16 protein-coding genes and 1 tRNA gene are annotated in these 22,131 nt (G+C 65.3%); 7 read left to right on the plus strand and 10 right to left on the minus strand.

The window, feature by feature from the left end:
• Nucleotides 1–227 precede the first annotated feature (227 nt).
• The 4 genes from C563_RS21180 (at nucleotide 228) to C563_RS0112290 (ending at nucleotide 3,241) form a co-directional block, all read left to right on the plus strand.
• Nucleotides 228–1,214 carry a hypothetical protein gene (locus C563_RS21180; RefSeq protein WP_018762361.1) on the plus strand — a complete coding sequence of 329 codons (987 nt, stop codon included), beginning with the start codon at nucleotides 228–230 and terminating at the stop codon, nucleotides 1,212–1,214.
• A 365-nt stretch (nucleotides 1,215–1,579) separates the two neighbouring features.
• On the plus strand, nucleotides 1,580–2,266 hold the full coding sequence (locus C563_RS0112280) for a DUF2625 family protein (protein ID WP_018762362.1): 687 nt from the start codon (nucleotides 1,580–1,582) through the stop codon (nucleotides 2,264–2,266).
• A 189-nt stretch (nucleotides 2,267–2,455) separates the two neighbouring features.
• On the plus strand, nucleotides 2,456–2,854 hold the full coding sequence (locus C563_RS0112285) for a hypothetical protein (RefSeq protein WP_155845159.1): 399 nt from the start codon (nucleotides 2,456–2,458) through the stop codon (nucleotides 2,852–2,854).
• A 93-nt stretch (nucleotides 2,855–2,947) separates the two neighbouring features.
• Complete coding sequence (locus C563_RS0112290; protein ID WP_018762364.1) at nucleotides 2,948–3,241, plus strand: hypothetical protein; 294 nt, start codon at nucleotides 2,948–2,950, stop codon at nucleotides 3,239–3,241.
• A 640-nt stretch (nucleotides 3,242–3,881) separates the two neighbouring features.
• Here the strand turns inward: C563_RS0112290 and C563_RS0112295 are convergent.
• The gene (locus C563_RS0112295) at nucleotides 3,882–4,472 is read right to left on the minus strand and encodes a hypothetical protein (protein WP_018762365.1); all 591 of its coding nucleotides are present in this window, start codon (nucleotides 4,470–4,472) and stop codon (nucleotides 3,882–3,884) included.
• A 1,993-nt stretch (nucleotides 4,473–6,465) separates the two neighbouring features.
• On the opposite strand from C563_RS0112295, the gene C563_RS0112305 reads away from it, so the two are divergent.
• Nucleotides 6,466–6,651: a hypothetical protein gene (locus C563_RS0112305; RefSeq protein WP_018762367.1), complete on the plus strand. Its 186-nt coding sequence runs from the start codon at nucleotides 6,466–6,468 to the stop codon at nucleotides 6,649–6,651.
• A gap of 180 nt (nucleotides 6,652–6,831) precedes the next feature.
• Here the strand turns inward: C563_RS0112305 and C563_RS0112310 are convergent, their stop codons facing one another.
• From C563_RS0112310 to C563_RS0112350, 9 genes are all read right to left on the minus strand, one after another.
• Nucleotides 6,832–7,677: an aldo/keto reductase gene (locus C563_RS0112310; protein WP_026264754.1), complete on the minus strand. Its 846-nt coding sequence runs from the start codon at nucleotides 7,675–7,677 to the stop codon at nucleotides 6,832–6,834.
• 117 nt (nucleotides 7,678–7,794) lie between these two features.
• Nucleotides 7,795–8,238 (minus strand): hypothetical protein, encoded by a 444-nt coding sequence (locus C563_RS0112315; RefSeq protein WP_018762369.1) that lies wholly within the window; start codon nucleotides 8,236–8,238, stop codon nucleotides 7,795–7,797.
• 7 nt (nucleotides 8,239–8,245) lie between these two features.
• On the minus strand, nucleotides 8,246–8,872 hold the full coding sequence (locus C563_RS0112320; protein WP_018762370.1) for a bacterial proteasome activator family protein: 627 nt from the start codon (nucleotides 8,870–8,872) through the stop codon (nucleotides 8,246–8,248).
• Nucleotides 8,873–8,950: 78 nt separating this feature from the next.
• Nucleotides 8,951–9,154 carry a YbdD/YjiX family protein gene (locus tag C563_RS0112325; RefSeq protein ID WP_018762371.1) on the minus strand — a complete coding sequence of 68 codons (204 nt, stop codon included), beginning with the start codon at nucleotides 9,152–9,154 and terminating at the stop codon, nucleotides 8,951–8,953.
• Nucleotides 9,154–11,451 (minus strand): carbon starvation CstA family protein, encoded by a 2,298-nt coding sequence (locus C563_RS0112330; RefSeq protein ID WP_018762372.1) that lies wholly within the window; start codon nucleotides 11,449–11,451, stop codon nucleotides 9,154–9,156. The genes C563_RS0112325 and C563_RS0112330 overlap by 1 nt, the downstream gene beginning before the upstream one ends.
• A 177-nt stretch (nucleotides 11,452–11,628) precedes the next feature.
• Nucleotides 11,629–14,484, minus strand: a complete 2,856-nt coding sequence (locus C563_RS0112335) for an FtsX-like permease family protein (RefSeq protein ID WP_018762373.1) — start codon at nucleotides 14,482–14,484, stop codon at nucleotides 11,629–11,631.
• On the minus strand, nucleotides 14,484–15,221 hold the full coding sequence (locus C563_RS0112340) for an ABC transporter ATP-binding protein (RefSeq protein WP_018762374.1): 738 nt from the start codon (nucleotides 15,219–15,221) through the stop codon (nucleotides 14,484–14,486). The genes C563_RS0112335 and C563_RS0112340 overlap by 1 nt, the downstream gene beginning before the upstream one ends.
• Complete coding sequence (locus C563_RS0112345) at nucleotides 15,218–15,823, minus strand: PadR family transcriptional regulator (RefSeq protein ID WP_018762375.1); 606 nt, start codon at nucleotides 15,821–15,823, stop codon at nucleotides 15,218–15,220. Before C563_RS0112345 ends, C563_RS0112340 begins: the two co-directional genes overlap by 4 nt.
• A gap of 118 nt (nucleotides 15,824–15,941) precedes the next feature.
• On the minus strand, nucleotides 15,942–16,925 hold the full coding sequence (locus C563_RS0112350; RefSeq protein ID WP_018762376.1) for an NAD(P)H-quinone oxidoreductase: 984 nt from the start codon (nucleotides 16,923–16,925) through the stop codon (nucleotides 15,942–15,944).
• 109 nt (nucleotides 16,926–17,034) lie between these two features.
• Here C563_RS0112350 and C563_RS0112355 point away from each other — a divergent pair.
• Nucleotides 17,035–17,122 (plus strand) — tRNA-Ser (locus C563_RS0112355).
• A 421-nt stretch (nucleotides 17,123–17,543) separates the two neighbouring features.
• On the plus strand, nucleotides 17,544–22,061 hold the full coding sequence (locus C563_RS0112360; RefSeq protein WP_026264755.1) for an ExeM/NucH family extracellular endonuclease: 4,518 nt from the start codon (nucleotides 17,544–17,546) through the stop codon (nucleotides 22,059–22,061).
• Nucleotides 22,062–22,131: the final 70 nt, after the last annotated feature.

Genomic DNA, 22,131 nt, shown 5'->3' on the forward strand with positions numbered 1-22,131 from the left:
CGAAGTCGAACAACTCATCGAAGGGCACCGCCATGATCCGAGGCCGCATTCCACGTACCATCGCAGGTCTTGCAGCAACTTTCTTCCTCATCGCGCTGGGTATACCGGCGCCCGCCACCGCAGCCACGATCTCACCCAGCCCGCCGTTCAGGCAATGTCCGGCGACAGGTCTGGCGCCCAGCTGTCAGATCTTGCTGGTCATAAACGCTGACCGAACGATAAGTGTCATGGGCGACCCGGCCGTGGGTCCCTACGATGGCGCCGACGACACGCTCGTAGGGGTTGTCAACAATTCCCGCACGAGCGTGCCGGCCATTACAGTCAAAGGACCAGGGACGGGACTAAGTCTTTTCGACGGTGACGGCCTGTGCACCTTTGCCGCGGGAAGCTGCCCGAACGGGCCTACCGGCTACGAAGGACCGGGGACAACCCTGGTCACGGATCCCAGTTTGCCCGACGCGGCGGAAGTCGACTTTAGTGGTGCCGGCCTGGCCCCGCAGGCGACGTCGTATTTCAGCCTTGAAGGGGTTCTTAGTTCGGCGCAGATCACCGCTGCCCGTGGCACCCTGATTCCAAAGGGCGTCAGTCTTGTTCTGAAAACAAGTGCAACGGTTGTCCCGTTCGATCCAGGCCAAGATCCTGGTGTTGCCGCCTATGTCCGCTACACCTTGACGGCCACGTACAGCAACGGCATGCCAGCCGCGAACGCGGCAGTCAACCTTTCAAATGCGGCCCCCGGTGTGACGTTCCATACAAATTCCCTGGGTGTTTTGAGCCTCCTCGAGCCCGTCAGCGTCGACAAGAAGCTCGATCTGACGATCAGTGCCGCTGTGGCGGCTCCGAACGGTTCCAGGGCTGCGGCGACCCAGCAGGTCTACTCTGCCGTCGCTAATGTCCGATGCAACTATGCAGGCTACCCGCGACCTGACCTGTCGCTCCTTGAAGGAGCGATCGGCGACCCCTACCTCGCTGAGATTCAAGACATCATCGACTTTCTGACCACGACGCTTTCAAGGGTTACGACAACGATCACAGGGTTCGAAATCACGGTGCCGGGAAGCCCCAGTATCTATGCGATGGACGTCGAGGTCCGCAGTACGACTCAAAATACGCAGGTGTACGAGGATACCAGCTACGCCTCGCACGAGATGGTGACGATGCCATCGCCACTGGATAACCTCAACGCCGGCTACTCTTGCGGGGTACCCGCATAGCCATCGGACTTGTCCCAGCGCACAGCCTGGCTCGTGCCGCCTAGTGGGGCGCAAGTCATAGTTGGCTGGCGGGGGCGGATCAGCGGAGCCGCCCCCGTCCAGTCGTCGGGACATACAAGACTGGAAACTTTGGACTTGTTTCCGGTCCGTGTTCACGAGCCGTCCCCCCCAGGGCCTCCAAGCCGCCTTGAAATCCGGGCGCAGGAGTTGCGCGAGAAGCAGCGGGAGGCTGCAGAGGAGCGGACGTAAGAAGGAGCCAACTTGAAAGTCGGCTCCTTTGAGATGCCTTTGACACAGGAGTGCGCCCGGTAGGGGATCCCTTGCCGGGCCACTCTGCCATGCGCAATCCATGACAGCATCTGACCATGACTGCAATACGATCTGCGGATGAGCTTCTCGATGTCGACGTCCCCGCGTGGCCGCGACTGAGGGCGCTCTTGTCCAAGGCGCCCTTCGAGGCCAGAGTGCTGCCAGCGGACGACACCGCCAGAAGGAACGTGCTCTACCGTCTACAGGTGACGTCAGCGTCAACGCTTGGAGCCATCGCATCAAACTGCGGGACCCTCGTCCTCGACCACGGATGGGTACGCATACTTGGCGCTGGCTCTGAGGGAATCCAGGATCTCGCCACAGTGAACGCTCTTGGCGACCCCGACGATCGCTCAGCGCCACCGGGTCACCTCGTCGTCGGGTATGACGTCCTGGGTGGAGTGTTCGCCATCAATCACGATGATCTTCCCGCCCAAGCCGGTGAAGTTTGCTACTGGGGTCCCGATACGTTGGAGTGGACGCCCTTGGGGGTCCGCCACACGGAATTCATCGAGTGGCTGCTGAATGGCGGAGTCGCGGATTTCTACCAGGAGTTTCGCTGGCCAGGATGGGAAGCGGAAGTCTCTGCACTGTCCCTCGAGGAAGGCATCAGCGTGTACCCGTTCCTCTTCACAGCGGAAGGCCGCGACATAGCGGCGGCGGCAAGAAAGGCAGTGCCCTTTCAGGAGCTGCTCAACCTGAATGAACATCTGGCCCAAAGCCTGGTCGCAGGGTCAGAATGAAGGGCTGCCCTTCAGGGGCCCGCTAGGGGATCCCTCACCGCACTCGAATACCTGCGCATTCCAGGACTTGGATGTGAGAAGTCAAAGATCCCGTAGGTGCGACTTGCCAGGGACCTGTTGATATTCGCTACTGCAGGAAAACTTGGTCGTCCGTAGCATGTGAAACTCCTTCGTGAGTATTCTAAATTTGTGAATCACGAAGCTCCGGGGACCCTTCTGGACGGCCCTTCGGCGTACGCCTTCGCAAATGCCAGAACGACATACACGAAGTCTTTCCTAATCCTCCCTGTCACCGGGGCCCTCCTCAGTTTTTTCGATTTGTGGATCCAATGGGTGATGACTTCGCTGACCATATTGACGATGATCACGATCGGACCCCTGCTGTACCTGATCATGGCGGCATTCAACAGGGACAGCGCGGAAGTCGAGGCGGGGTACACGACCATCCCCACGAACCACATAGATCTTGAACAACGAGATCCATACATGGGACGAGTAATCAGGAAACCCGGCGAACAATACCTGGATCCAAACCGGTTCAAAGAGATCGTCTCCCGCGCCCGAGCGGAATCGAAAGAGACACCCTAGGCGGGAAGCCACAACCGGCGTCCATGGCCGCCGATTGTTCTGAAGAGCGAATGCGACAGTTACGGGGGCGTGTTAGTTGAGAGGAATGGCCGGGTGACCTCAGAGCGCGACACCGCCAGCAGCCGTCGTTGGGGCCTCATGCAGTGGGTTTTGTTTCCGGTGGTGGTCTTCTTTCCAGCGGTTTTCGTCAGCGAAGCCATTACTCCAACTGGGACCGATTGGTCCTCACGGTCATGGAACTTCCTATCGATCCTGATGTCATGGTTTGACGGGAGCGTTCCTGTGCCGAGTTCGTTTGGGGTGGTGTTCAGCCTGCCGATCCTGGCAGCGATTGGGATCACCTACCTGAGGCGGCGATCAGTCTCGAATTCAGCCGGACAGGAATGAAGAACGAAATAGCTTCGACCTTCAATGTCGATTCAGGCAACGGGCATCGACGTCGGTTCCCGTGTGGCCCCCGCTTCCGTGACCGCTCGCGAATCGTCCGAAAAGGCGTCCGGTAAGGGATCGCTAAACGGACACTTCGTCATGCCCCGGCCGCCCCTGTTCCTACCCATCCGGCTGCGTAGAGTAGCGCCAGAGGATCCTGCCTAGTGGAGATCGTCCGGACTTGAGGAACTTTCGGGAGGCACTTGGCCGTTTTCCTTTCGCCTCGAAAGCCATGCCTGTCGGTATTGATCCGTCTTTTTTGCTTGCGCCCCGCCCCAGCCACCCCAAAGTATCCGCCGAGAATAATGCAAATCATCAGAAGGGCTCCGCCGGTAGAACTGGGCCCGAAAAGCCAGGTCGAACCAAGAGTAACTGCAGCAATGATCAGAAGTGAGATGACAAGCTTTAGAAAGACGTTCACCGTTGCTGCCCCAATCTCCCTGCAATACCCGGAGTCTACGGCCCGAGGCCCGACCTGAGTAGACCCCGGCGGCTACCCACTTTGCGGCCACAGAGCGCCTGCTCGTGGATCCCTCACCGGGACCGCGGAAGCCATCGTCTATGTTCCGGCACGTGATGGGCGGGCAGCTCTAAGCGCCTACCTGACACGCCTCGTACGCAGAAGTGCGCGCGCTTCCTTGCCCACTGTGGGGTGATGTCGAAGCGTTTCCACTGTGGACCGCCCTTCTGCACCTCCGATATTGAGCAGTGCTCGCACGAAGTGAATACGCGTTGGTCCACGGGATTCGTCCTGAACTAAGTCGGTCAGCTCCTTGAGCTGGGCTCCTGTGGCAGCAGCGGCCAAAGCAAGGGCCAGGCCCTCTTCCTCACCCGGATTCTCAGCTCTGAGATAAAGAGTCTTTAACTGGTCCCAAAATGCTACGGCTGGCTTGACCGCCATCGCCCGTCCCAGGCTTTCCATAACCCGATCCGGGTACCCTCCACATTCAAGGTGACCGAGGAGTACGGGTAACGCATCTTCGTAGGGCTCGGTCGTATTGACGAGGTCCCATACGGAGTTCACGTCACAGCCCACGGCCCGAAGATCCCTAATGATCGGCTGTTCAGCACTCCGGAGGGCTTGCACCTGCTGACGGCGTGCGGCTTCTACGGCCTCGACCTTAGCCCGGTACTCGGGGTCTTCCCGAAGCATCCGTGCTTTGACTTCCGCTAGCTCATCGGCCGTCATTGACCCCCTGGAAGGCGTGGCAGCAGTCAATGAATCGGCCGGAAGGCAGCGATGAAAGGACTCATGTTTCAATAATGGCTCATACGCCGCCCAATAAGTGCCCGGTAAAGGATCGTCCTACGGGCGGAAATGCCGCTCGTTCATCCACCACACCTATTGACCTCATCGCTAGGGTCAGGTCATGGGCAGCCGTCAACCAAAAGGGGTGCCGTTTTTAGGGGCCTCTTCGCAGTAAGGTGGTTCGCTCAACATACTGAACAGGAAAAACGTAGAGCGGAGTTAATGTGGCGGGCGAACCAGGCTTTCGAAAGCTAATACTTCTCTGCGCTCTTGGACTAGTTGCGGGCGTTGTCGTAACTTTTGTCGTGCGGGCGCTTTTTCCAGAGCCGGAGATCTTCTACATGACAGCTGGTGCGGTAGTCACGGTCCTGATTGCGGTGCCACCAGTCGTCGCCTACTTCCAAAAGCGGATGTGAAGAACATCGGCGAAGCACGTAAAGCAAGTTCTGGCAAAAAGATTCAAGGGAGGCACTCTACGGCGACGGTATCGACACGAGACGTCTAGCCGCGAACGTAGATGCGGGCCGACGGAAGACGCTCCTCCAAGGCGTCCCGTAAGCCGGTCGCCAAGCGCGCAGCCAGGCACGATTCTTCCCCTCGGCGCCGTTGCTAGCCCCCATGTGCACGTTTACCCCGCACGATGATTTGCACGGTGAAGGTGCCCTAACCGATACGTTCCCCAACGTCCTCGAGACCCTTGGGTTTGGTGTGATCTACAGGTCGAGGCTTAGGGCGTCTCCCCTCAAGTGCCGGCTCTCCCTTTCGTCCTACGAGCGCTCTAGCGCAGAGGACTTAGTGCAGATAAGGCTAAAGGTAAAACGCCGCGAAGTCACCGATTAGTCTCCGCCGCGGTGATCGGCTCCACCAACCGACCCGAGTACCTCGTGCTGGGCCTGCCGATGAGCGGCAGTCTTCGGATCGTTGGCAGGTCCACCCCGCTGACGGCCAAGGTGTCTCAGGGCCTGGCCCTCCACCTTCACCGCCCATAAGCAGCCACCCGTGGCCTGATGTCATCACCGAAACGGCTCTGAACAGATTCAGCAAGAGCAAAAGTCCGGTGACACTGACACGGGTCGAACCGCTGGTCGTGGAGATCTCTGCCGACGTCGTTCGGAGCGGGAACGCGTTCCGCCACGCCGTCCGCTATCTGCGGCCCCGACCAGAATTTGAACCGCAGGACGTGCAGTTATCGGACCGGCAACCGGGGTGGAAGTTCGTGTCCCAAGTACTTGTCGTCCAATGAGCATCACCGGCTGCGGTCCCAGGCGTCCACCGCACGACTCTGTAGCAGGGGCCCTGGGTGCCGCCTGTCTATGCGGCAGGCTCGTCGTCTGCCGGTTCGGTGAGCTACGAGTACCACCCGCCGCGATCAGCGGTCTTGGGTCGGGGCACTTTGAACACCTCAGGCGCACCCTCCGGAACCTCTTCATTTGTGTATGAAAGTCCCCTTCCTAGGAGGAGCTCACACGGACACATTAACAATTGTTAAGGCCGGGAAAATCTTGTCCCAGAATTGTTAACTTTGCACCACTCTGGACAAGGCAACCGTGATTCCGAAGTACACGAGCGGGACCACCAGCAGGACCGCAAGGAACGCGAAGTCGACTACGGCGCTTCCCTGTTCATGCGGGCGGTTCGTCTGCCGGGCCGAGCGGGCGGATGGAAGGTTTGGATTCGGCGTCCGGTGCGGCCAGTTCGATGTGCCGCTAGCTCAGGAGTATCCACTGCTTTGTAATGGCCCGCACAGCGCCCCGAAGTCCTCGAGAACTCGCCTACTTCCGCGATAGGGGGATGCCAACGTAGTTGGAAGACTTCCAACTAAGCGCCCCGAAACTTCCAAATAGGAACTGGTTCTTCCACTTAGGTCTACGTCTCACAGCAACACGCGGGCCGGATTCCAAAGAATGTCAGACCCCGGTTGCACACTGGATTCATGGAGAACCAAGCCGTACAGGAATTTCACGTCACCTACTTCGACGCTGATTGCGGCCGTGCCCGCGCCGAGGTCTTCGACACCCTGGTGGAAGCCGAGCGTTTTGCCAGCAGGCAGTGCACGGGCGAGGACAGCTGGGCCGTGGTGGATGCCGTCACCGTGGAGCACGTCAGAATCGCTGCCTGACCGCCTGGCCGCGGGAACACTCCATGCAGTGACCCCGGGACCGCGCCGCCGGCCGCGTTAAAGGCGTCAGCCCATGCGGCCTGGCGGTTGCCGGCAGCATGGGCTGACGTTGGAGGGGCGGGAGTCCACCGGCCGGGTGTGGCCCTGGGCCGCCGTCGCGGGTCTGTGGAACCCGCGGGCTTACTGGAAGTCGGAAACGGCGGGATCCGGTCCGATGCGGCCCTCGCCGCGGTCAGTCCGGTCCAGTGCGTTGATTGCCTCGACGTCGTCGGCGTCCAGGGAGACCTCAAGGGCTGCGAAGTTCTCCTTGATGCGGGACTCGGTCACCGACTTGGGGATGACCACATTGCCGATCGCGAGGTGCCAGGCGATGACAACCTGCGCCGGGGTGGCCTGGTGCTTGGCCGCGATGGACGCCACGGCAGGGTCCTCCAGCAGCTCGCCGCCCTGGCCCAGCGGGGACCACGCCTGGGTCAGGATGCCCTTGTCGGCACCAAACGCCCTCAGCTCACGCTGGCTGAAGTACGGGTGCAGCTCGATCTGGTGAATGGCCGGAACCACTCCGGTTTCGTCGATAAGGCGCTGCAGGCCTTCGGCCGTGAAGTTGGAGACACCGATGGACTTGACCCGGCCGCGCTTTTGCAGTTCGATCAGCGCTTTCCAGGTATCGACGTACTTGTCCTGCTTGGGCTGCATCCAGTGGATGAGGTACAGGTCCAGGGTGTTGAGGCCAAGGCGGTCCATGGACTCCTCAAAGGCGGCGAGGGTCGACTCGTATCCCTGGTCCGCGTTCCACAGCTTGGTGGTAATGAAGATCTGCTCGGGCGAGAGGCCTGAGCTGGCGATGGCGCGGCCCACGCCTGCCTCGTTGCCGTAGATCTTTGCCGTATCGATGTGGCGGAAGCCGGCTTCGAAGGCCTGGCGGACAACCTTTTCAGCCACATCGTCCTCAACCTGCCACACACCGTAGCCGAGCTGGGGGATCGTGTTTCCGTCGTTGAAAGTCAAGGTAGGTGAAAGAGTCATAGGTTCATCCTGCCAAAGCCGCAGGCCCACACGGCCCTTTTTCCCGCCCTGTCAGCCAGACGCGTAACGGCAATATTCGTTCGTCTGACCGGGAATAATTTCGTGCCCAGGGCGGGACTACTCCCCGCGGAGCCGGCGTTCGGCGTCGTCAACCTGCTCGTGGACCGCCTCAGCCCGGCGACGGACGGACGCCGCCCCAACCGGCACCGGCCCCACAGCCAGCCGAAGCATGGCTGCCGCCTCCGCGGTGGTGGCCAGCGAGTTGCCCGCCTTGGACAAGGCCCGGTGCACATCCGCCAGTTCAGCCGGGATGTCCAGGCCATCACTGGGCGAACGGCGCTGGGCCTCCATGCACACTGCCCTGACCCGCTGCAACAGGGCCGCAAGCTCGTTGGCAATCTCTACCAGTTCGCCGTACAGCTGGTCATCCTCCACCCCTTCGAGGACCTGGTGGAAGCGGTCCAAACCCCGGTGGAAGCGGTCGTGCGCACGGCGCCACAACCCCTTGCCAAGTTCGGCATCATCTTTGCGCCCCTGCCTGGCGGCGCTGAAAAAGCCCAAGCGCAGCCTACAAGTACTGCCCGGGACCGTGGTCCGGGTCTTCACGCTGGTTGGGCGTGCCCTGCGCCGGCGGCCGCGCCCCGGCCGGCGCCCGCTGGGGCTCCCCGTTTTCACCGATGACGACGCCGGGCGCAATCATGGTGCCCGGCGGCAGCTGGCGTAGCTGCAGCTGTGCCGCAGCGTGTTCCCGGGCAGCGTTCTGTGCCGCGATGGCCGTCTGGATGCCATGGAACAGGCCCTCCAGCCAGCCCACCAGCTGTGCCTGGGCGATCCGGAGTTCAGCATCCGACGGGGTGGCATTGTCGGAGAACGGCAGGTTGATCCTGTCCAGTTCAGCCACCAGTTCGGGGGCGAGGCCGTCCTCGAGTTCCTTGATGGAACGCTTGTGGATGGCTGCCAGCCGGCCCCTCGCCGCCTCGTCCAGGGGTGCGGACTTTACCTCTTCCAGCAGCTGCCTGATCATGGTGCCGATCCGCATCACCTTGGCCGGCTCGTCAACGAGGTCGTGCAGGCTGCTGCGCTGCGGCCTTCCGTCCGCTGCCCGCGGAGCCTGGAACGGCGACGGGTCGTCCTCGACGGGGGTGCCTTCTACCGGGAGGTCCTCAGCTGCCTGAGTGTCATTGGGATCGCTCATGCGTTCATACTCTCATGCGCCATCGGGCCCCGGGACACTCCCTGAACGCCTCCGGGGCCTTGTCCGCTGCGGGCTCAATCAGCAGCACCGGCCCTGCGGGTTGCGGTCCTGGCGGTCCGTGCGGTCCCGCCAGAATTCCCGCTCACCCAAGGGTGGTTCCTGGTGCCCGGAGGCCTTGTGGTGCTCCAGGTACTTGGCGTAGGCATCCGCACCCATGACACCACCCAGGTACCGCGCAAACCCGCGGAAGCCATTCGTAACCGCCGTGATTCCGGCGCTCATCAGTGTCCGCCCCGTTCAAGACGGGCGTCGGCGGGCACCTTGTCCCACTCCGCACCCAGCGCGCGCTCGGCCGCTGTCGGTACCAATCCGGCGGGGGCGAACACACGCGAGGGAACCGCAGGGTCTTCGTTGTCCGTGGTGGCAGCCCCGGACGCACGGTCACGGAACGCCTTGACCGTGGCGAGCACCGCCGTGGCGATCACGATGATGCTCAGCACCACGAAGATCACTGACAGCCACCCTTGGATGGCCGTGTTGCGGACCACAGCTTCCATGGCGGCCACCGTCTTGGCGGTGCCGAACTCGGTCTTGCCATCTGCCAGTGCCTTGCTGAAGGCGGCGTTGTTCGCGAAGTACCCCACGGCCGGAACGGGCGAGAAGATCTTCTGGTAGCTGGCCGTAATGGTGACCACCGCGGCGAAGGCCAACGGCAGGGCAACGATCCAGAGGTACTTGAAGGTGCCGCGTTTGGCGACGATGGCCAGGCAGACAGCCAGCGCAATGGCCGCCAGGAGCTGGTTGGCGATGCCGAACAGCGGGAACAGCGTGTTGATGCCGCCGAGCGGATCGGTAACGCCCATCAGCAGCACGGCACCCCACGCGGCGACCATGACGGCGGTGCAGAGCCAGGCACCCGGGCGCCACGAGGCCTCTTTGAATTTGGGGACGAAGTTGCCGACTGAGTCCTGCAGCATGAACCGGGCCACGCGGGTGCCGGCATCCACGGCGGTGAGGATGAAGAGCGCCTCGAACATGATGGCGAAGTGGTACCAGAAGGCCATCATGGCCGTCCCGCCCACGAACTGGTGCATGATGTGCGCCAGCCCCACGGCCAGGGTGGGTGCACCGCCGGTGCGGGAGACGATGCTTTGTTCGCCCACGTTGGCGGCGGTTTCGCTCAGCAGCCCGGGGGTGATGTTCACCCCGCTCAGGCCCAGGCTGTTGACCCAGGCCGCTGCGGTTTCCACGGTGCCGCCGGTCAGTGCCGCGGGTGCATTCATGGCGAAGTAGAGGCCGCGGTCGATCGAGATGGCCGCAACGAGCGCCATGATGGCCACGAAGGATTCCATCAGCATTCCGCCGTACCCGATGTACCGGGTTTGCCGTTCCTTTTCGACCAGTTTGGGGGTGGTGCCGGAGGAGATCAGGGCATGGAAACCGGACAACGCACCGCAGGCGATGGTGACGAACAGGAAGGGGAACAGCGCGCCGGAGAAGACCGGCCCGTTCTCGCGGCCGGCGAACTCGCTGAAGGCAGGGACGGTGATTTCCGGGCGGACCACCACGATGGCCAGCGCGAGCATCACGATCACGCCGATCTTCATGAACGTGGAGAGGTAGTCGCGTGGAGCCAGCAGCAGCCAGACCGGCAGGATCGCGGCGATGAAGCCGTAAATGATGAGGCCCCAGGCGATGGTCACCTTGTCCAGGTGGAACACGGCGGCGCCCCATTCGGTGTGCGCGACCATGCCGCCGCCGATGATGGCGGCCATCAGCAGGACGAAGCCGATGATGGAGACCTCCATGACCTTGCCGGGCCGGAGGTAGCGCAGGTACACGCCCATGAACAGGGCGATGGGGATGGTCATGCCCACGGAGAAGACGCCCCACGGGCTTTCGCCCAGGGCATTGACGACGACGAGTGCCAGGATGGCCACGATGATCACCATGATGAGCAGGGTGGCAATGAGGGCGGCGGTGCCGCCGATGACGCCGAGTTCCTCGCGGGCCATCTGGCCAAGTGACCGGCCGCCACGGCGCATGGAGAAGAACATCACCAGGTAGTCCTGGACCGCGCCTGCGAAGACGACGCCGACGATGATCCAGATGGTGCCGGGCAGGTAGCCCATCTGGGCCGCGATGACGGGGCCCACCAACGGCCCGGCGCCTGCGATGGCGGCGAAGTGGTGGCCGAAGAGGACGTTGCGGTCGGTCCGGACGTAGTCCTTGCCGTCGGCCTTGTACTCGGCGGGGGTGGCGCGGCGGTCGTCAGGCTTGGTGATGTAGCGTTCGATCACCTTGGAGTAGAAGCGGTAGCCGATCAGGTAGGTGCAGACGGAGGCGAACACGAACCAGATGGCGTTGACGGTTTCCCCGCGGACCACCGCCAGCATGAACCAGGCAACACCGCCCAGCAGGGCGATCGCCGCCCAGAGCGCGATCTTTCCGGGCGTCCATTTCCGGTCTTCGGCTTCGAGCGTTGCTTGGTCCACGGCGGGCGGGGGAAGGTCCGGGTCCGTCGCCAGCCCGCCCTCCGCCCGGGATCCGTAGTTCCGCTGGTCCGGTATTCCGGCCATGTCTCCTCCTTGAGAGTGTTCCCGCTTCTGCTAACCGGCACCCTACCAAGGCTCCGTCGGGCAGGAACGGCGGTGCGCGGCGCGCCTTGGGGCTGTGCGGTGAGCGGCGGCGAACCGGCGACGAACGAGCGGGAAACATGTGCCGGAAACGGGGTGGGCGGCTGCCGGCTCCGGTTCCTAACCCACGCTGCGCCGGGACATGGGCAGCCTGGCACGGGTGAGGGCCCACGCGAGCGCCGCCCCCGTCAACGGCACCGCCGCCACGAGGACGGACAGGTGCAGCCACGGGACTTCGACGGCGGTCCGCAGGTCCGTGGAGAGCGCCAGGAGGACGGCGGGCACGGTTCCAGCCAGTGTTCCCAGCACCACCCCGACGCCGCTGGTGAACAGTGCTTGGGACCCGGCCAGCGTCTTCCGCAACCGGGGCGCGGCGCCCACCCCGGCCAGCGTGGCATGGTCTGCGCGGGCGTCCGCCATTGACAGGCCGGTGGTGATCCCCGCAGCGCTGAAGGTGATGAGCGCACTGACGGCGACAATGACCCAGGTGGTCCACTGGCTGCCCTGGGAGATGCCCGGTTCAGCCCGGAAGGTCATGCCCGGCAGCCCGTAGACCGATGCCGCCGCGGCGGACGCCGCATCCGTTTCCGCCTCCGACGGGGCGCCGGCCAACTGGACCAGCAGGGCCGCTGGTTCCGGGTGCAAATCGAGCCGCTGCGCCGTGGCGGGTGACACGATGCCGTAATAGGGGACGGGAACCACCGGCTCGAGCACTGCCGCGGCGAGCGGCGTGCTGCTGACCGTGGACGGGACCGTGCCGGGCCCTTGCACCGCCGCCTCATGGGTCCGCACGTCCTGTGCCTGGAGCAGCACGTGTCCGCCGCTGACGAAAACCGGGTTGGTCACCACCATCCCGCCGGCGTTCAGCACGGCCAGGACCTCCGGCGTGGCGTCCCGGCCGAGCACGGCGCGAACATCCTTTTCGCCGCCCACCAGGACCGTCCCGTCGTAGGACGACCGAAGGGCCATCGAACCGCGGCACCGCCAATCACCCGGATCCGCCAGCCTCCCCTGCGGCGTTCGCGGACACGCGTTGGCCTCTGGCAGGGCCAGCGAATACTGCAGGCAGTTGGACGAGGACGTCCGGGCCGGCAGCCCGGGGCCGGCCTGGCCGTCCATGCAGGTGCGGGTGCTTTCCGGGGCGGTGATGGGGTGGCTCCATTCCACCGTGCCCAAAGCCCCGGCCACGGCAGCGGAAAGTGCGGACGCGTCCACGTGCACAGGCGGTTGCCTGTTGCCGCCGGCACCCGTCGGCGGGTCCACCACCAGGGGCAGCGACGCCTGGTTCTCCAGGCCTCCCCACCAGTGCGATTGCCGCATCCCGGCTTGTTGGCTGGCCGAGAGCACCATGGCGGCGCTGGCCAGCGCCGCTGCTGCAAGTACTGCGGCGACGGCGGGAACGCTCCGTCCCCGGTTCCTGGCCGAGTCCCGTGCCGCCATCCGGAGGGACAGGGTCATCCACTGCGTGCGGGAGGTGAGGCTGAGGACCAGCCAGCCGGTGACCATGACCAGGCCGGCAACGCCAAGCACGGCACCGAGGATCAGGATAGTGACCACCAGGGGCAGCTCCGCGGCCCGCTGATCGGGATCGGAGGTGGACGTGCCCAGGACCCAGCCGGCCAGCAGGAGGACCGCCGCAGCCACCAGGGCCACGGCACCTGCAACAGTGGACCGCCGCGCCGTCGGAGCCGGTGCCCGCCCCGATTTCAACGCGCCAAATACCGCCTGGCGTGACACCTGCCGGGCCGGCACCAGGGCTGCAATAACGCAGGCCACCAGGCCCATGGCCGCGGCGGCCAGGGTCATGGGGACGTCCGGGTGCACGCCCGCCAGCCGGACGGATCCGGCCAGTCGGACCAGATGGACGACGACGGCAGCGGCTCCCAGCCCCACCGCGGCCCCCGCGGCAACAGCGATGCCGCCAAGCCACAGTCCGCCTGCGGTGACTACCGCGCGGATGGTGGGGCTTTCCGCCCCGGATGATGCCAGGAGTGCCAACTCCCGCACCTGCTGCTTGGCTCCCACGGCGAACGCGGCGCCGGCCAGCAGGCCAACTTCCAGGAGTGCGAGCGCGCCGACCAGGCCGAAGGTGGCGTAGACGGCCAGCAGTGCCGAGGAGTCGTTGTGGGGCTGCGAACCCGGGACGACGCGCTGTTCGAGGGGCGGCGGGTCCAGGACCACGCTGCGGGACAGCACGGCCACGCCTTTGCTGTTGGCGTCCTTGATGTAGTCCCAGGTCACGGGCTCGGGCCCCACCAGGTAGTACGACACCGACAGGTGGGTCTGCGGTCCGGCGCCGAGATTCGCCGGCACCTGGCGGGACTGCAGGTACAGGAAGCTGTTGCCGTCCGAGGCCCCGGCATCGCGAATGGTGCCGACCGGCACGAAGGTTCCTGCCGACGTCGTGATTTCCTGGCCGAATGCGAGGTTGAAGCGGGCCATCAGCCCGGGCGAGGCAAGGACTTCCGCCCCTCCACGCGGCGCCCGCCCGTCCAGGAGCGTGAATTTCCCGGCGAAGGCCGGATTAAGTGCGTCCACTTCGCGCCCCTGCAGTGCTACCAGGGCTTCCCCAACCCCTGTGGTCAGCTGCAGCTGGCGCTGTGGCAGGACCTGGTAGCCGGCCGGCAGGACATCGCGGGGGTCGGCCGGCTTGAAGTCCGGGTCGTAGCGGCCGGTACTGGAGGCCACCATGGCATCGTTGAGCGGGTCCTGGAGCGAGTCGGCGCCGGGAACCGGGAGGGCGCTGAACCGGGCCTGCGTTCGGCCGAGTTCGTAGTCCACGATTTCCGCGGGCGTCCGCTGGGAGCTCTGGTAAAGGGTGGCTGCACCTGTCATCCCGGCCACCGGCACCATGATCAGCACGATGATCAGCAGGGACCGTCCCTTGTGGCGGGCGATGTCGCGGCGCGCGAGCCGCACGGCAACGCGAAGGCTGCTCCGGCGGCCATAGGGCGCCGGAGCCACGTCCAACGGCATCAGAGTCCGGCCTGGGTGAGGAGCATGGTGGGGTCGTGCATGGCGGTGGCCTGGTCGATGATCCGGCCATCCCTGAGGAAGACCACCCTGTCAGCCCAGGCGGCATGCCGCGCTTCATGGGTGACAAGCATGACGGCGGCACCGGCGTCGGCTCGGGACCGCAGGACCTCCATGACCCCCTGGCCGGTGGTGGAGTCCAGGGCCCCGGTGGGTTCATCGGCCAGGATCAGCCGCCGTTGGCCCACGATGGCCCGGGCTATGGCTACGCGCTGCTGCTGGCCGCCGGACATCTGGTCCATGTACCGGGAGGCGAGCTCTGGTATCCCCACCTGCCGGAGCGCGTCGGCTGCCTGCCGGCGCGCCTTCCTGGCCGATGTCCCGTCCAGTTCCAGGGGCAGTGCCACGTTCTCCTCGGCCGTCAGCGTGGGAACCAGGTTGAAATCCTGGAACACGTACCCCACTGCGCGGCGGCGCAGCCGGGCCAGCTCGTTCAGGCCCAGCCCCGCCAGGGGCGTGGACTCCACGAAGACAGCGCCCGACGTCGGGCGGTCCAGGCCGCCGGCCAGGGCCAGCAGGGAGGACTTGCCGGAGCCCGAGGGGCCCATGACGGCCACGAACTCCCCCGCGCCGATGGTGAGGTCCACATCGCGAAGCGCGGCGACCGCCGTCGCGCCCGCACCGAAGGTCCTGCCGACTTTGGCGAGCTCAAGGACCTGCTGCGGCCCCTGGACGCTCACCGGCGGGCGTCCGCGTTCAGCGGGGAATCTTCCGTGGCCCCGTTGGATGCCTTCCGGGCAGTGGCCGCCGCGGCGGACTGTGCCTGCTGGACCATCCTGGCCTCGCAGAGGTCCAGCCAGCGGACCTCCGCTTCGGTTTGGAAGATCAGCGAGTCAAGCACCAGCAGCCAGGCGGTGTCCGCCGCGCGCTGGTTCGCCGCGGTGTCGCGTCGGGCCTTGGTGTAATCCTGCAAGGCCCTGATGGATGCCACGCGCTGGGCCTGGATGATGGCCTGGACGTCCACGCCGGGCAGCGTCACGGCGAGCGCGAGCTTGATGGCGAGCTCGTTGCGGGGCGGGTTGCTGCGTTCGACGGGCGCGGCGAACCAGCTGCGGACCTCGGCCTGGCCGGCCGGGGTGATGCTGTAGACGACGTGGCCCTCGCCGTCGTCGCCGTCCTTGGCCACCAGCGCATCACGTTCCAGCCGGTCCAGCGTGGTGTACACCTGCCCGATGTTCAAGGGCCAGGTGGCCCCTGTGCGGTTCTCGAACTCGACCCGCAGCTGGTAGCCGTAGCGCGGCTGGTCCTGCAGCAGGGCGAGGAGGCTGTGGCGTATGGACATTGTGCTCCCCCGGGCTGGCATCTACCGGTATGCACGAGCCCCCAAGACTCGTGCATACCGCGTATGGACCACACTAACGGGCAGGGCGCGGTCATGGCAATACTGAGTATCTAGGTCCCTACATGACCAGAAGGACCTTGCCCACATGGTCCCCACTGTCGAAATAGCTGTGGGCCGCGCTGACCTGGTCCAGCGGAAAGGTCTTGGCAACGAGCGGGCGGATCCTGCCATCCACGATCAGCGGCCACACGGCGTCCCGGACGGCACTCATGATGGCCCCCTTCTCCGCCACGGGCCGGGGCCGCAACGCCGTGGCCACCACGGCCGCACGCTTCTTCAACAGCAGCCCCAGGTCCAGCTCCCCCTTGGTGCCGCCCTGCAGGCCGATCACCACCAGCCGGCCGTAGTCGGCCAGGGCATCCACATTCCGGGAAAGGTACTTGGCCCCCACGACGTCCAGGATGACATCGGCACCCTTGCCCTCATTTTGGCGGCGCAGGCTCTCGGGGAAGTCCTCTTCCTTGTAGTTGATGGCGATGTCCGCACCGAGGAACGCCTTGGCGGTGCCCACCTTCTCGTCCGTGCCTGCCGTAGCGGCAACCTTGGCGCCAAACGCCTTGGCCAACTGGATGGCCATGGTGCCGATTCCGCCCGTGGCACCGTGGATCAGGACCGTCTCACCCGGCTGCAACTGCGCTGTCATGATCAGGTTGGAATATACCGTCGCCGCCACCTCGGGCAGCGAGGCCGCAGTGACCAGGTCAACCCCGTCGGGCACGCGCAGCACCTGTTCGGCCGGGACCGCCACCTGCTGGGCGTAACCGCCGCCGGCCAGCAGGGCCACCACCTTGTCCCCCACCGAGAACGGCTTGCTGACGCCGGGGCCGAAACCTGAGATCCGGCCCGATACTTCCAGCCCGGGGATTTCGGAGGCCCCGGGAGGCGGCGGGTAGAAGCCGCGGCGCTGCTGCACGTCCGCCCGGTTCAAGCCGGCAGCCACCACATCGATCAGCACTTCGCCCTGGCCGGGTACCGGCGCATCCACGTCGCGGACTTCCAGCACTTCCGGGCCGCCCGGTTCTGAGATGTAGACGGCTTTCATGGACCTCTCCCGTTCCTGATTCAAATCCTGGCTGCAACCAGTGTGCACCGGACTCCTGCCCGCGGCCTGTTTTGTTGCAGGCAAGTGCCTATGAAACACTACTAGCTGAGGAAGGTTGTCCGAGCGGCCGAAGGAGCTGGTCTTGAAAACCAGTGTGCGGTAACCCCGTACCAAGAGTTCGAATCTCTTACCTTCCGCAAGGGAACCCCTGGCAGCCGGCACCGGCCGCCAGGGGCTTTTTGCTTTAAGTCCCCGTGCCCGGCCGTGTTGCCGGTACGTAAATTCTTTGGATAAAGCCGCCGCAAACACCTGGACGCAATGCTACTGGCGGGTATCGTTTGTGACTGCCGGCACACCCCCGGGTTGTCGGCGAGCATCACTCCCGCCACCAGCATCTCCGGAACGGGCTTGGGGAAAAGCCCGGGCCGGACGGTGGGGCGCTCCGCTGGGGAACGCCCCACCGAATGCACGCGCCAGCAACCTTGCGTTCATTCAGTGCTGTTGTCATGTGCCTGGACAACCAACAGGCCAGGCACATTCCTGCCCAGTCCGATCCATGAAGCATGGACGCACCCACCGGACCACCCACCCGGTACTCCTCAATGAAAGTAAGAGCGGATGCATCAAACACCCTGGAAGTTAGCGCTCGGTGCAGCATTGTCAGCGGGGCTCATCGCAGCCCCGCTGACTGCTGTTCCGGCGGCCGCGGAGGTCTCAGCCGCGGCCGGCACATCCCCCGTTGTCATCAACGAGGCCTACCTGAGCGGCGGCAGCAGCGGCGCCGCGTACAAGAACAAATTCGTGGAACTGTACAACAGCTCCAACGCGCCCGTCTCCCTGGACGGCTGGTCGGTACAGTACCGCTCCGCCACCGGAACGGCCGCTCCCAGCGCAGTCGCCGCATTGTCGGGGTCCATTCCCGCCAAGGGCTACTACCTGGTTCAGGGCGGGAGCAACGGCGCCAATGGTGCAGACCTGCCCGCACCGGACCTCGTGGCCGGGGCGCTCAACTTCGGCGGCAGCGGAGGCACCATTGTGCTCGCCAAGCAGCCCACCGCCGTCGGACTTCCCACCGGGTCCGCGGTGGAGCCCGCAGGCGTGGCCGACCTCCTGGGCTACGGCAGCTCCAACACGTTTGAGACCAAGGCCGCCGCGGCACCCGCTTCCAACACCGACGTGAAGAGCCTGAACCGGACCGGAGGCGCGGACAGCAACAGCAATGCCGCTGACTTCACGCTCAGCGCCGCCATCACCCCCACGTCCTCCGGCGGTACCGCACCGGACCCCACACCGGTCCCGGACCCGGTCGACAAAACCATCGCCGAAATTCAGGGCACCGGCGTCGAAAGCCCGCTGGCCGGAGCCGCCGTCACCACCAAGGGCAAGGTCACCGCGGCCTTTCCCACGGGCGGACTGAACGGCTACTACATCCAGACCCCCGGCACGGGAGGCGACCTGAGCGCCACCAACCACTCCGCCTCCGACGGCATCTTCGTCTACTCGCCCGCCACGGTGGGATCGGTCCAGGCCGGAGACTACGTCCAGGTCACGGGCACGGTTGCCGAGTACTACGGAATGACCCAGCTGAATGTCACGGCGGCCACCGGCCTCACCAAACTGTCCGAGGCCGCACCCGAGGTCAAGCCCACCGTCTTCACGCTTCCGGCCGGCGAGGCCTTCCGCGAGTCGCTGGAAGGCATGCTGCTGGCACCCCAGGGCCCCATGACCGTCAGTGACAACTACAGCCTGAACCAGTACGGCGAGATCGGCTTGGCCGGCGGCACCACCGCGCTGGAACAGCCCACCGCCGTGGCACCCTACGGCTCAGCAGAGTACGCCGCCGTGGTGGCTGACAACGCCGCCCGCGGCATCAAGCTCGACGACGGGTCCAGCACCAACTTCCTCAAGGACGCCACCACAAAGGCCGAAGTGCTGCCCTACCTCACCACCGCCGATCCGGTCCGGGTGGGCTCACCCGTCAGCTTCAGCACCAACGTGGTGCTGGGCTACGCCAACAACTCCTGGAAGTTCCAGCCGCTGACCCACCTGACGGAGGCGAACAAGGCCACCGTCCAGCCGGCCCGCTTCGGCGCCACCCGCACCGAGGCCCCCGCGGCCGTGGGCGGCAACCTGAAGCTCGCCTCCTTCAACGTGCTGAACTACTTCCCCACCACCGGTGACCAGATCGCCGGCTGCAAGTTCTACACCGACCGCGCAGGCAACCCCATTACCGTCAGCGGCGGCTGCAACGTCCGCGGCGCCGCCAACGCCGAGAACTTCAAACGCCAGCAGGACAAGATCGTGGCCGCCATCTCCAAGTCCGGCGCCGACGTCGTCACCCTGATGGAGGTGGAGAACTCCGCACAGTTCGGCAAGGACCGGGACGACGCCCTGGCCAAGCTGGTGGAGGCCCTTAACATCCCCACCCCAGGCATCTGGGACTACGTCCGCACCCCCGCGAACGCACCCCCGCTGGCCGACGAGGACATGATCCGCACAGCGTTCATCTTCAAGAAGGCCGCCGCCGAGCCGGTGGGCGAATCCATCATCCACAACGACACGGTCGCCTTCGCCAGCGCCCGCAAGCCGCTGGCCCAGGTTTTCAAGCCCGTAGGCGCGCCTGATGACAAGAAGTTCATCGCGATCGCGAACCACTTCAAATCCAAGGGCTCGGCAGCCACACCGGACGACACCGACAAGGGCCAGGGCAATTCAAACCTCGCCCGTACCGCCCAGGCGCAGTCCCTGCTGGCCTTCGCCGACGAGCTGCAGAAGTCCAAGGCCACCGACAAGGTGTTCCTGATCGGCGACTTCAACTCGTACGGCAAGGAAGACCCGATCAACGTCCTCACCGGCGCAGGGTATGTCAACCAGGACGACAAGGCCAGGAATGCCGACGGCACGGCCAAGCACTCGTACCTCTTCGGCGGCCTGGTGGGCTCCCTGGACCACATCCTCGCCTCCCCGGCGGCCAACGCGGTGGTCACCGGTGCGGACATCTGGAACATCAACTCGGTGGAATCCGTGGCGCTGGAGTACAGCCGCTACAACAACAACGTCACCGACTACTACGCACCAGACCAGTTCCGCGCCAGCGACCACGACCCCGTGGTGGTGGGCCTGGACCTCCCGGCAGTCCCTGCCACCGTTGACCTGAACCTCCTGAACATCAACGACTTCCACGGGAGGATCGATTCCAACACCGTGCAGGTGGCCGGGACCATCGAGAAGCTCCGCGCCGCGGCAGCTCCGGGTGCCACGGCCTTCCTGTCGGCCGGGGACAACATCGGCGCCTCGCTGTTCGCGTCCGCAGTCGCCAAGGACCAGCCCACCATCGACGTCTTGAACGCCTTGGAGCTGAAAGCGTCCGCCGTGGGCAACCACGAGTTCGACGGCGGCTGGGCGGACCTGCGCGACCGCGTCATCGCGGGCGGCGCCAACGCGAAGTTCCCCTACCTGGGCGCGAACGTCTACAAGAAGGGCACCACCGAGCCGGTCCTGCCGGAGTACACGGTGCTGGACCTGAACGGCATCAAGGTTGCCGTGATCGGCACCGTCACCCAGGAAGTCCCCTCCCTGGTGACTCCCGCCGGCATCGCCGACCTCGACTTCGGCGACCCGGTGGACGCCATCAACCGGGTGGCCGCCAGGATCACGGCGGAGAAGCTGGCGGACGTGATCATCGTTGAGGACCACGACGGCGCCGGTTCCGGGGTGGTGGAGGGCGCCACCCTGGAGCAGGAAGTGGCAGCCGGGGGTCCCTTCGCCAAGCTGGTCACAGAAACCTCCCCCGAAGTGGATGCGATCTTTACGGGCCACACCCACAAGGAGTACGCCTGGGACGCCCCGGTGCCGGGCGCCGCGGGCAAGACCCGGCCCATCGTGCAGACCGGCAACTACGGTGAGAACGTGGGCCAGATCCAGCTGACCGTGGACACGGCCACCAAGCAGGTGACCGGGTACAAGGCCGGTAACGTCAAGCGCACCACCGACGCCGCAGCAGGGCTGGTGGCCGCCTACCCGCGCGTGGCCGCCGTGGACGCGATCGTGAAGAAGGCCCTCGCGGACGCCTCCGTGGTGGGCAACCAGCCCATCGGCTCGGTCACCAAGGACATCACCACGGCGTTCACCACCGACGCCACCGGTGCTGCCAAGCGCGATGACCGCGGCAGCGAATCCACCCTGGGCAACCTGGTGGCCGATTCCCTGCTCTCTTCCCTGCAGCCGGCCGAGCTTGGCGGCGCGGAGATCGGCGTCGTCAATTCCGGCGGCCTGCGCAACGAGCTGTACTACGCACCGGACGGCACCATCACCTACGCCGAGGCCAACGCGGTCCTGCCGTTCGTGAACAACCTGTGGACCACGTCCTTGACCGGTGCGCAGTTCAAGACGCTGCTCGAACAGCAGTGGCAGACCAACCCGGATGGCACGGTTCCCAGCCGGGCCTACCTGCAGCTGGGCCTGTCAAAGAACGTCAACTACACCTACGATGCCGCCCGCCCGGCCGGTGAACGGATCACGTCCGTGCGGGTGAACGGCGACCTGCTGGACCCGGCCAAGTCCTACCGGGTGGGAACCTTCAGCTTCCTGGCCACCGGTGGCGACAACTTCCGGATCTTCACCGCGGGCACCAACACCCGCGATTCCGGGCTGGTGGACCGGGATGCCTGGATCGGGTACCTCCAGAAGAGCAGCCCGGTGTCCCCGGACTTCGCCCGGCGTTCAGTGGCTGTCACCAACACCACTGCCGCTGAGGTCAAGCCCGGCGGACCGCTCACGCTGACGGTGTCCAGGCTTGACCTGACGTCGCTGGGCAGCCCGGTGAACACGGCACTGGCGGCCTCGTTCACGGACTCCGCCGGCACGGTGACCCAGCTGGGCACGGTCCCGGTCGCCGCCGGCGCCGCCGCCGTGAACCTTGCCGTGCCGGCCGGCGCTGCAGCGGGGACGGGCACCCTGGTGCTCACCGCCGTCGAATCCGGCACGGTGGTCCGGACTGCGGTCCTGGTTGCGGCGGACACTCCGTCGCAACCGGTCTGCGTCCCGCCGGTCAAGCCCACCCGGCCCGCCGACCTCAGGGGCCAGGCAAACTACGGACAGGCCATGGCCGCGTACCGGGCCTGCCTGCGCGGCTGACACCAGGATGCGCCATCACTTCCGGTTCCCTTCCTACGGTTTGGGGGCCGGAAGTGATGGCGCATCGGTG

The organism is Arthrobacter sp. 135MFCol5.1, from assembly GCF_000374865.1.
In the GTDB taxonomy this organism is placed as follows: Bacteria; Actinomycetota; Actinomycetes; order Actinomycetales; family Micrococcaceae; genus Arthrobacter.

Coding starts and splice junctions, on each gene's coding strand:
- C563_RS0112350 (WP_018762376.1), bottom strand. CDS start 16,925: ATGAAAGCCGTCTACATCTCAGAACCGGGCGGCCCGGAAGTGCTGGAA.
- C563_RS0112325 (WP_018762371.1), bottom strand. CDS start 9,154: ATGAGCGCCGGAATCACGGCGGTTACGAATGGCTTCCGCGGGTTTGCG.
- C563_RS0112305 (WP_018762367.1), top strand. CDS start 6,466: ATGGAGAACCAAGCCGTACAGGAATTTCACGTCACCTACTTCGACGCT.
- C563_RS0112335 (WP_018762373.1), bottom strand. CDS start 14,484: ATGCCGTTGGACGTGGCTCCGGCGCCCTATGGCCGCCGGAGCAGCCTT.
- C563_RS0112320 (WP_018762370.1), bottom strand. CDS start 8,872: ATGAGCGATCCCAATGACACTCAGGCAGCTGAGGACCTCCCGGTAGAA.
- C563_RS0112360 (WP_026264755.1), top strand. CDS start 17,544: ATGCATCAAACACCCTGGAAGTTAGCGCTCGGTGCAGCATTGTCAGCG.
- C563_RS0112295 (WP_018762365.1), bottom strand. CDS start 4,472: ATGACGGCCGATGAGCTAGCGGAAGTCAAAGCACGGATGCTTCGGGAA.
- C563_RS0112345 (WP_018762375.1), bottom strand. CDS start 15,823: ATGTCCATACGCCACAGCCTCCTCGCCCTGCTGCAGGACCAGCCGCGC.
- C563_RS21180 (WP_018762361.1), top strand. CDS start 228: ATGGGCGACCCGGCCGTGGGTCCCTACGATGGCGCCGACGACACGCTC.
- C563_RS0112280 (WP_018762362.1), top strand. CDS start 1,580: ATGACTGCAATACGATCTGCGGATGAGCTTCTCGATGTCGACGTCCCC.
- C563_RS0112310 (WP_026264754.1), bottom strand. CDS start 7,677: ATGACTCTTTCACCTACCTTGACTTTCAACGACGGAAACACGATCCCC.
- C563_RS0112330 (WP_018762372.1), bottom strand. CDS start 11,451: ATGGCCGGAATACCGGACCAGCGGAACTACGGATCCCGGGCGGAGGGC.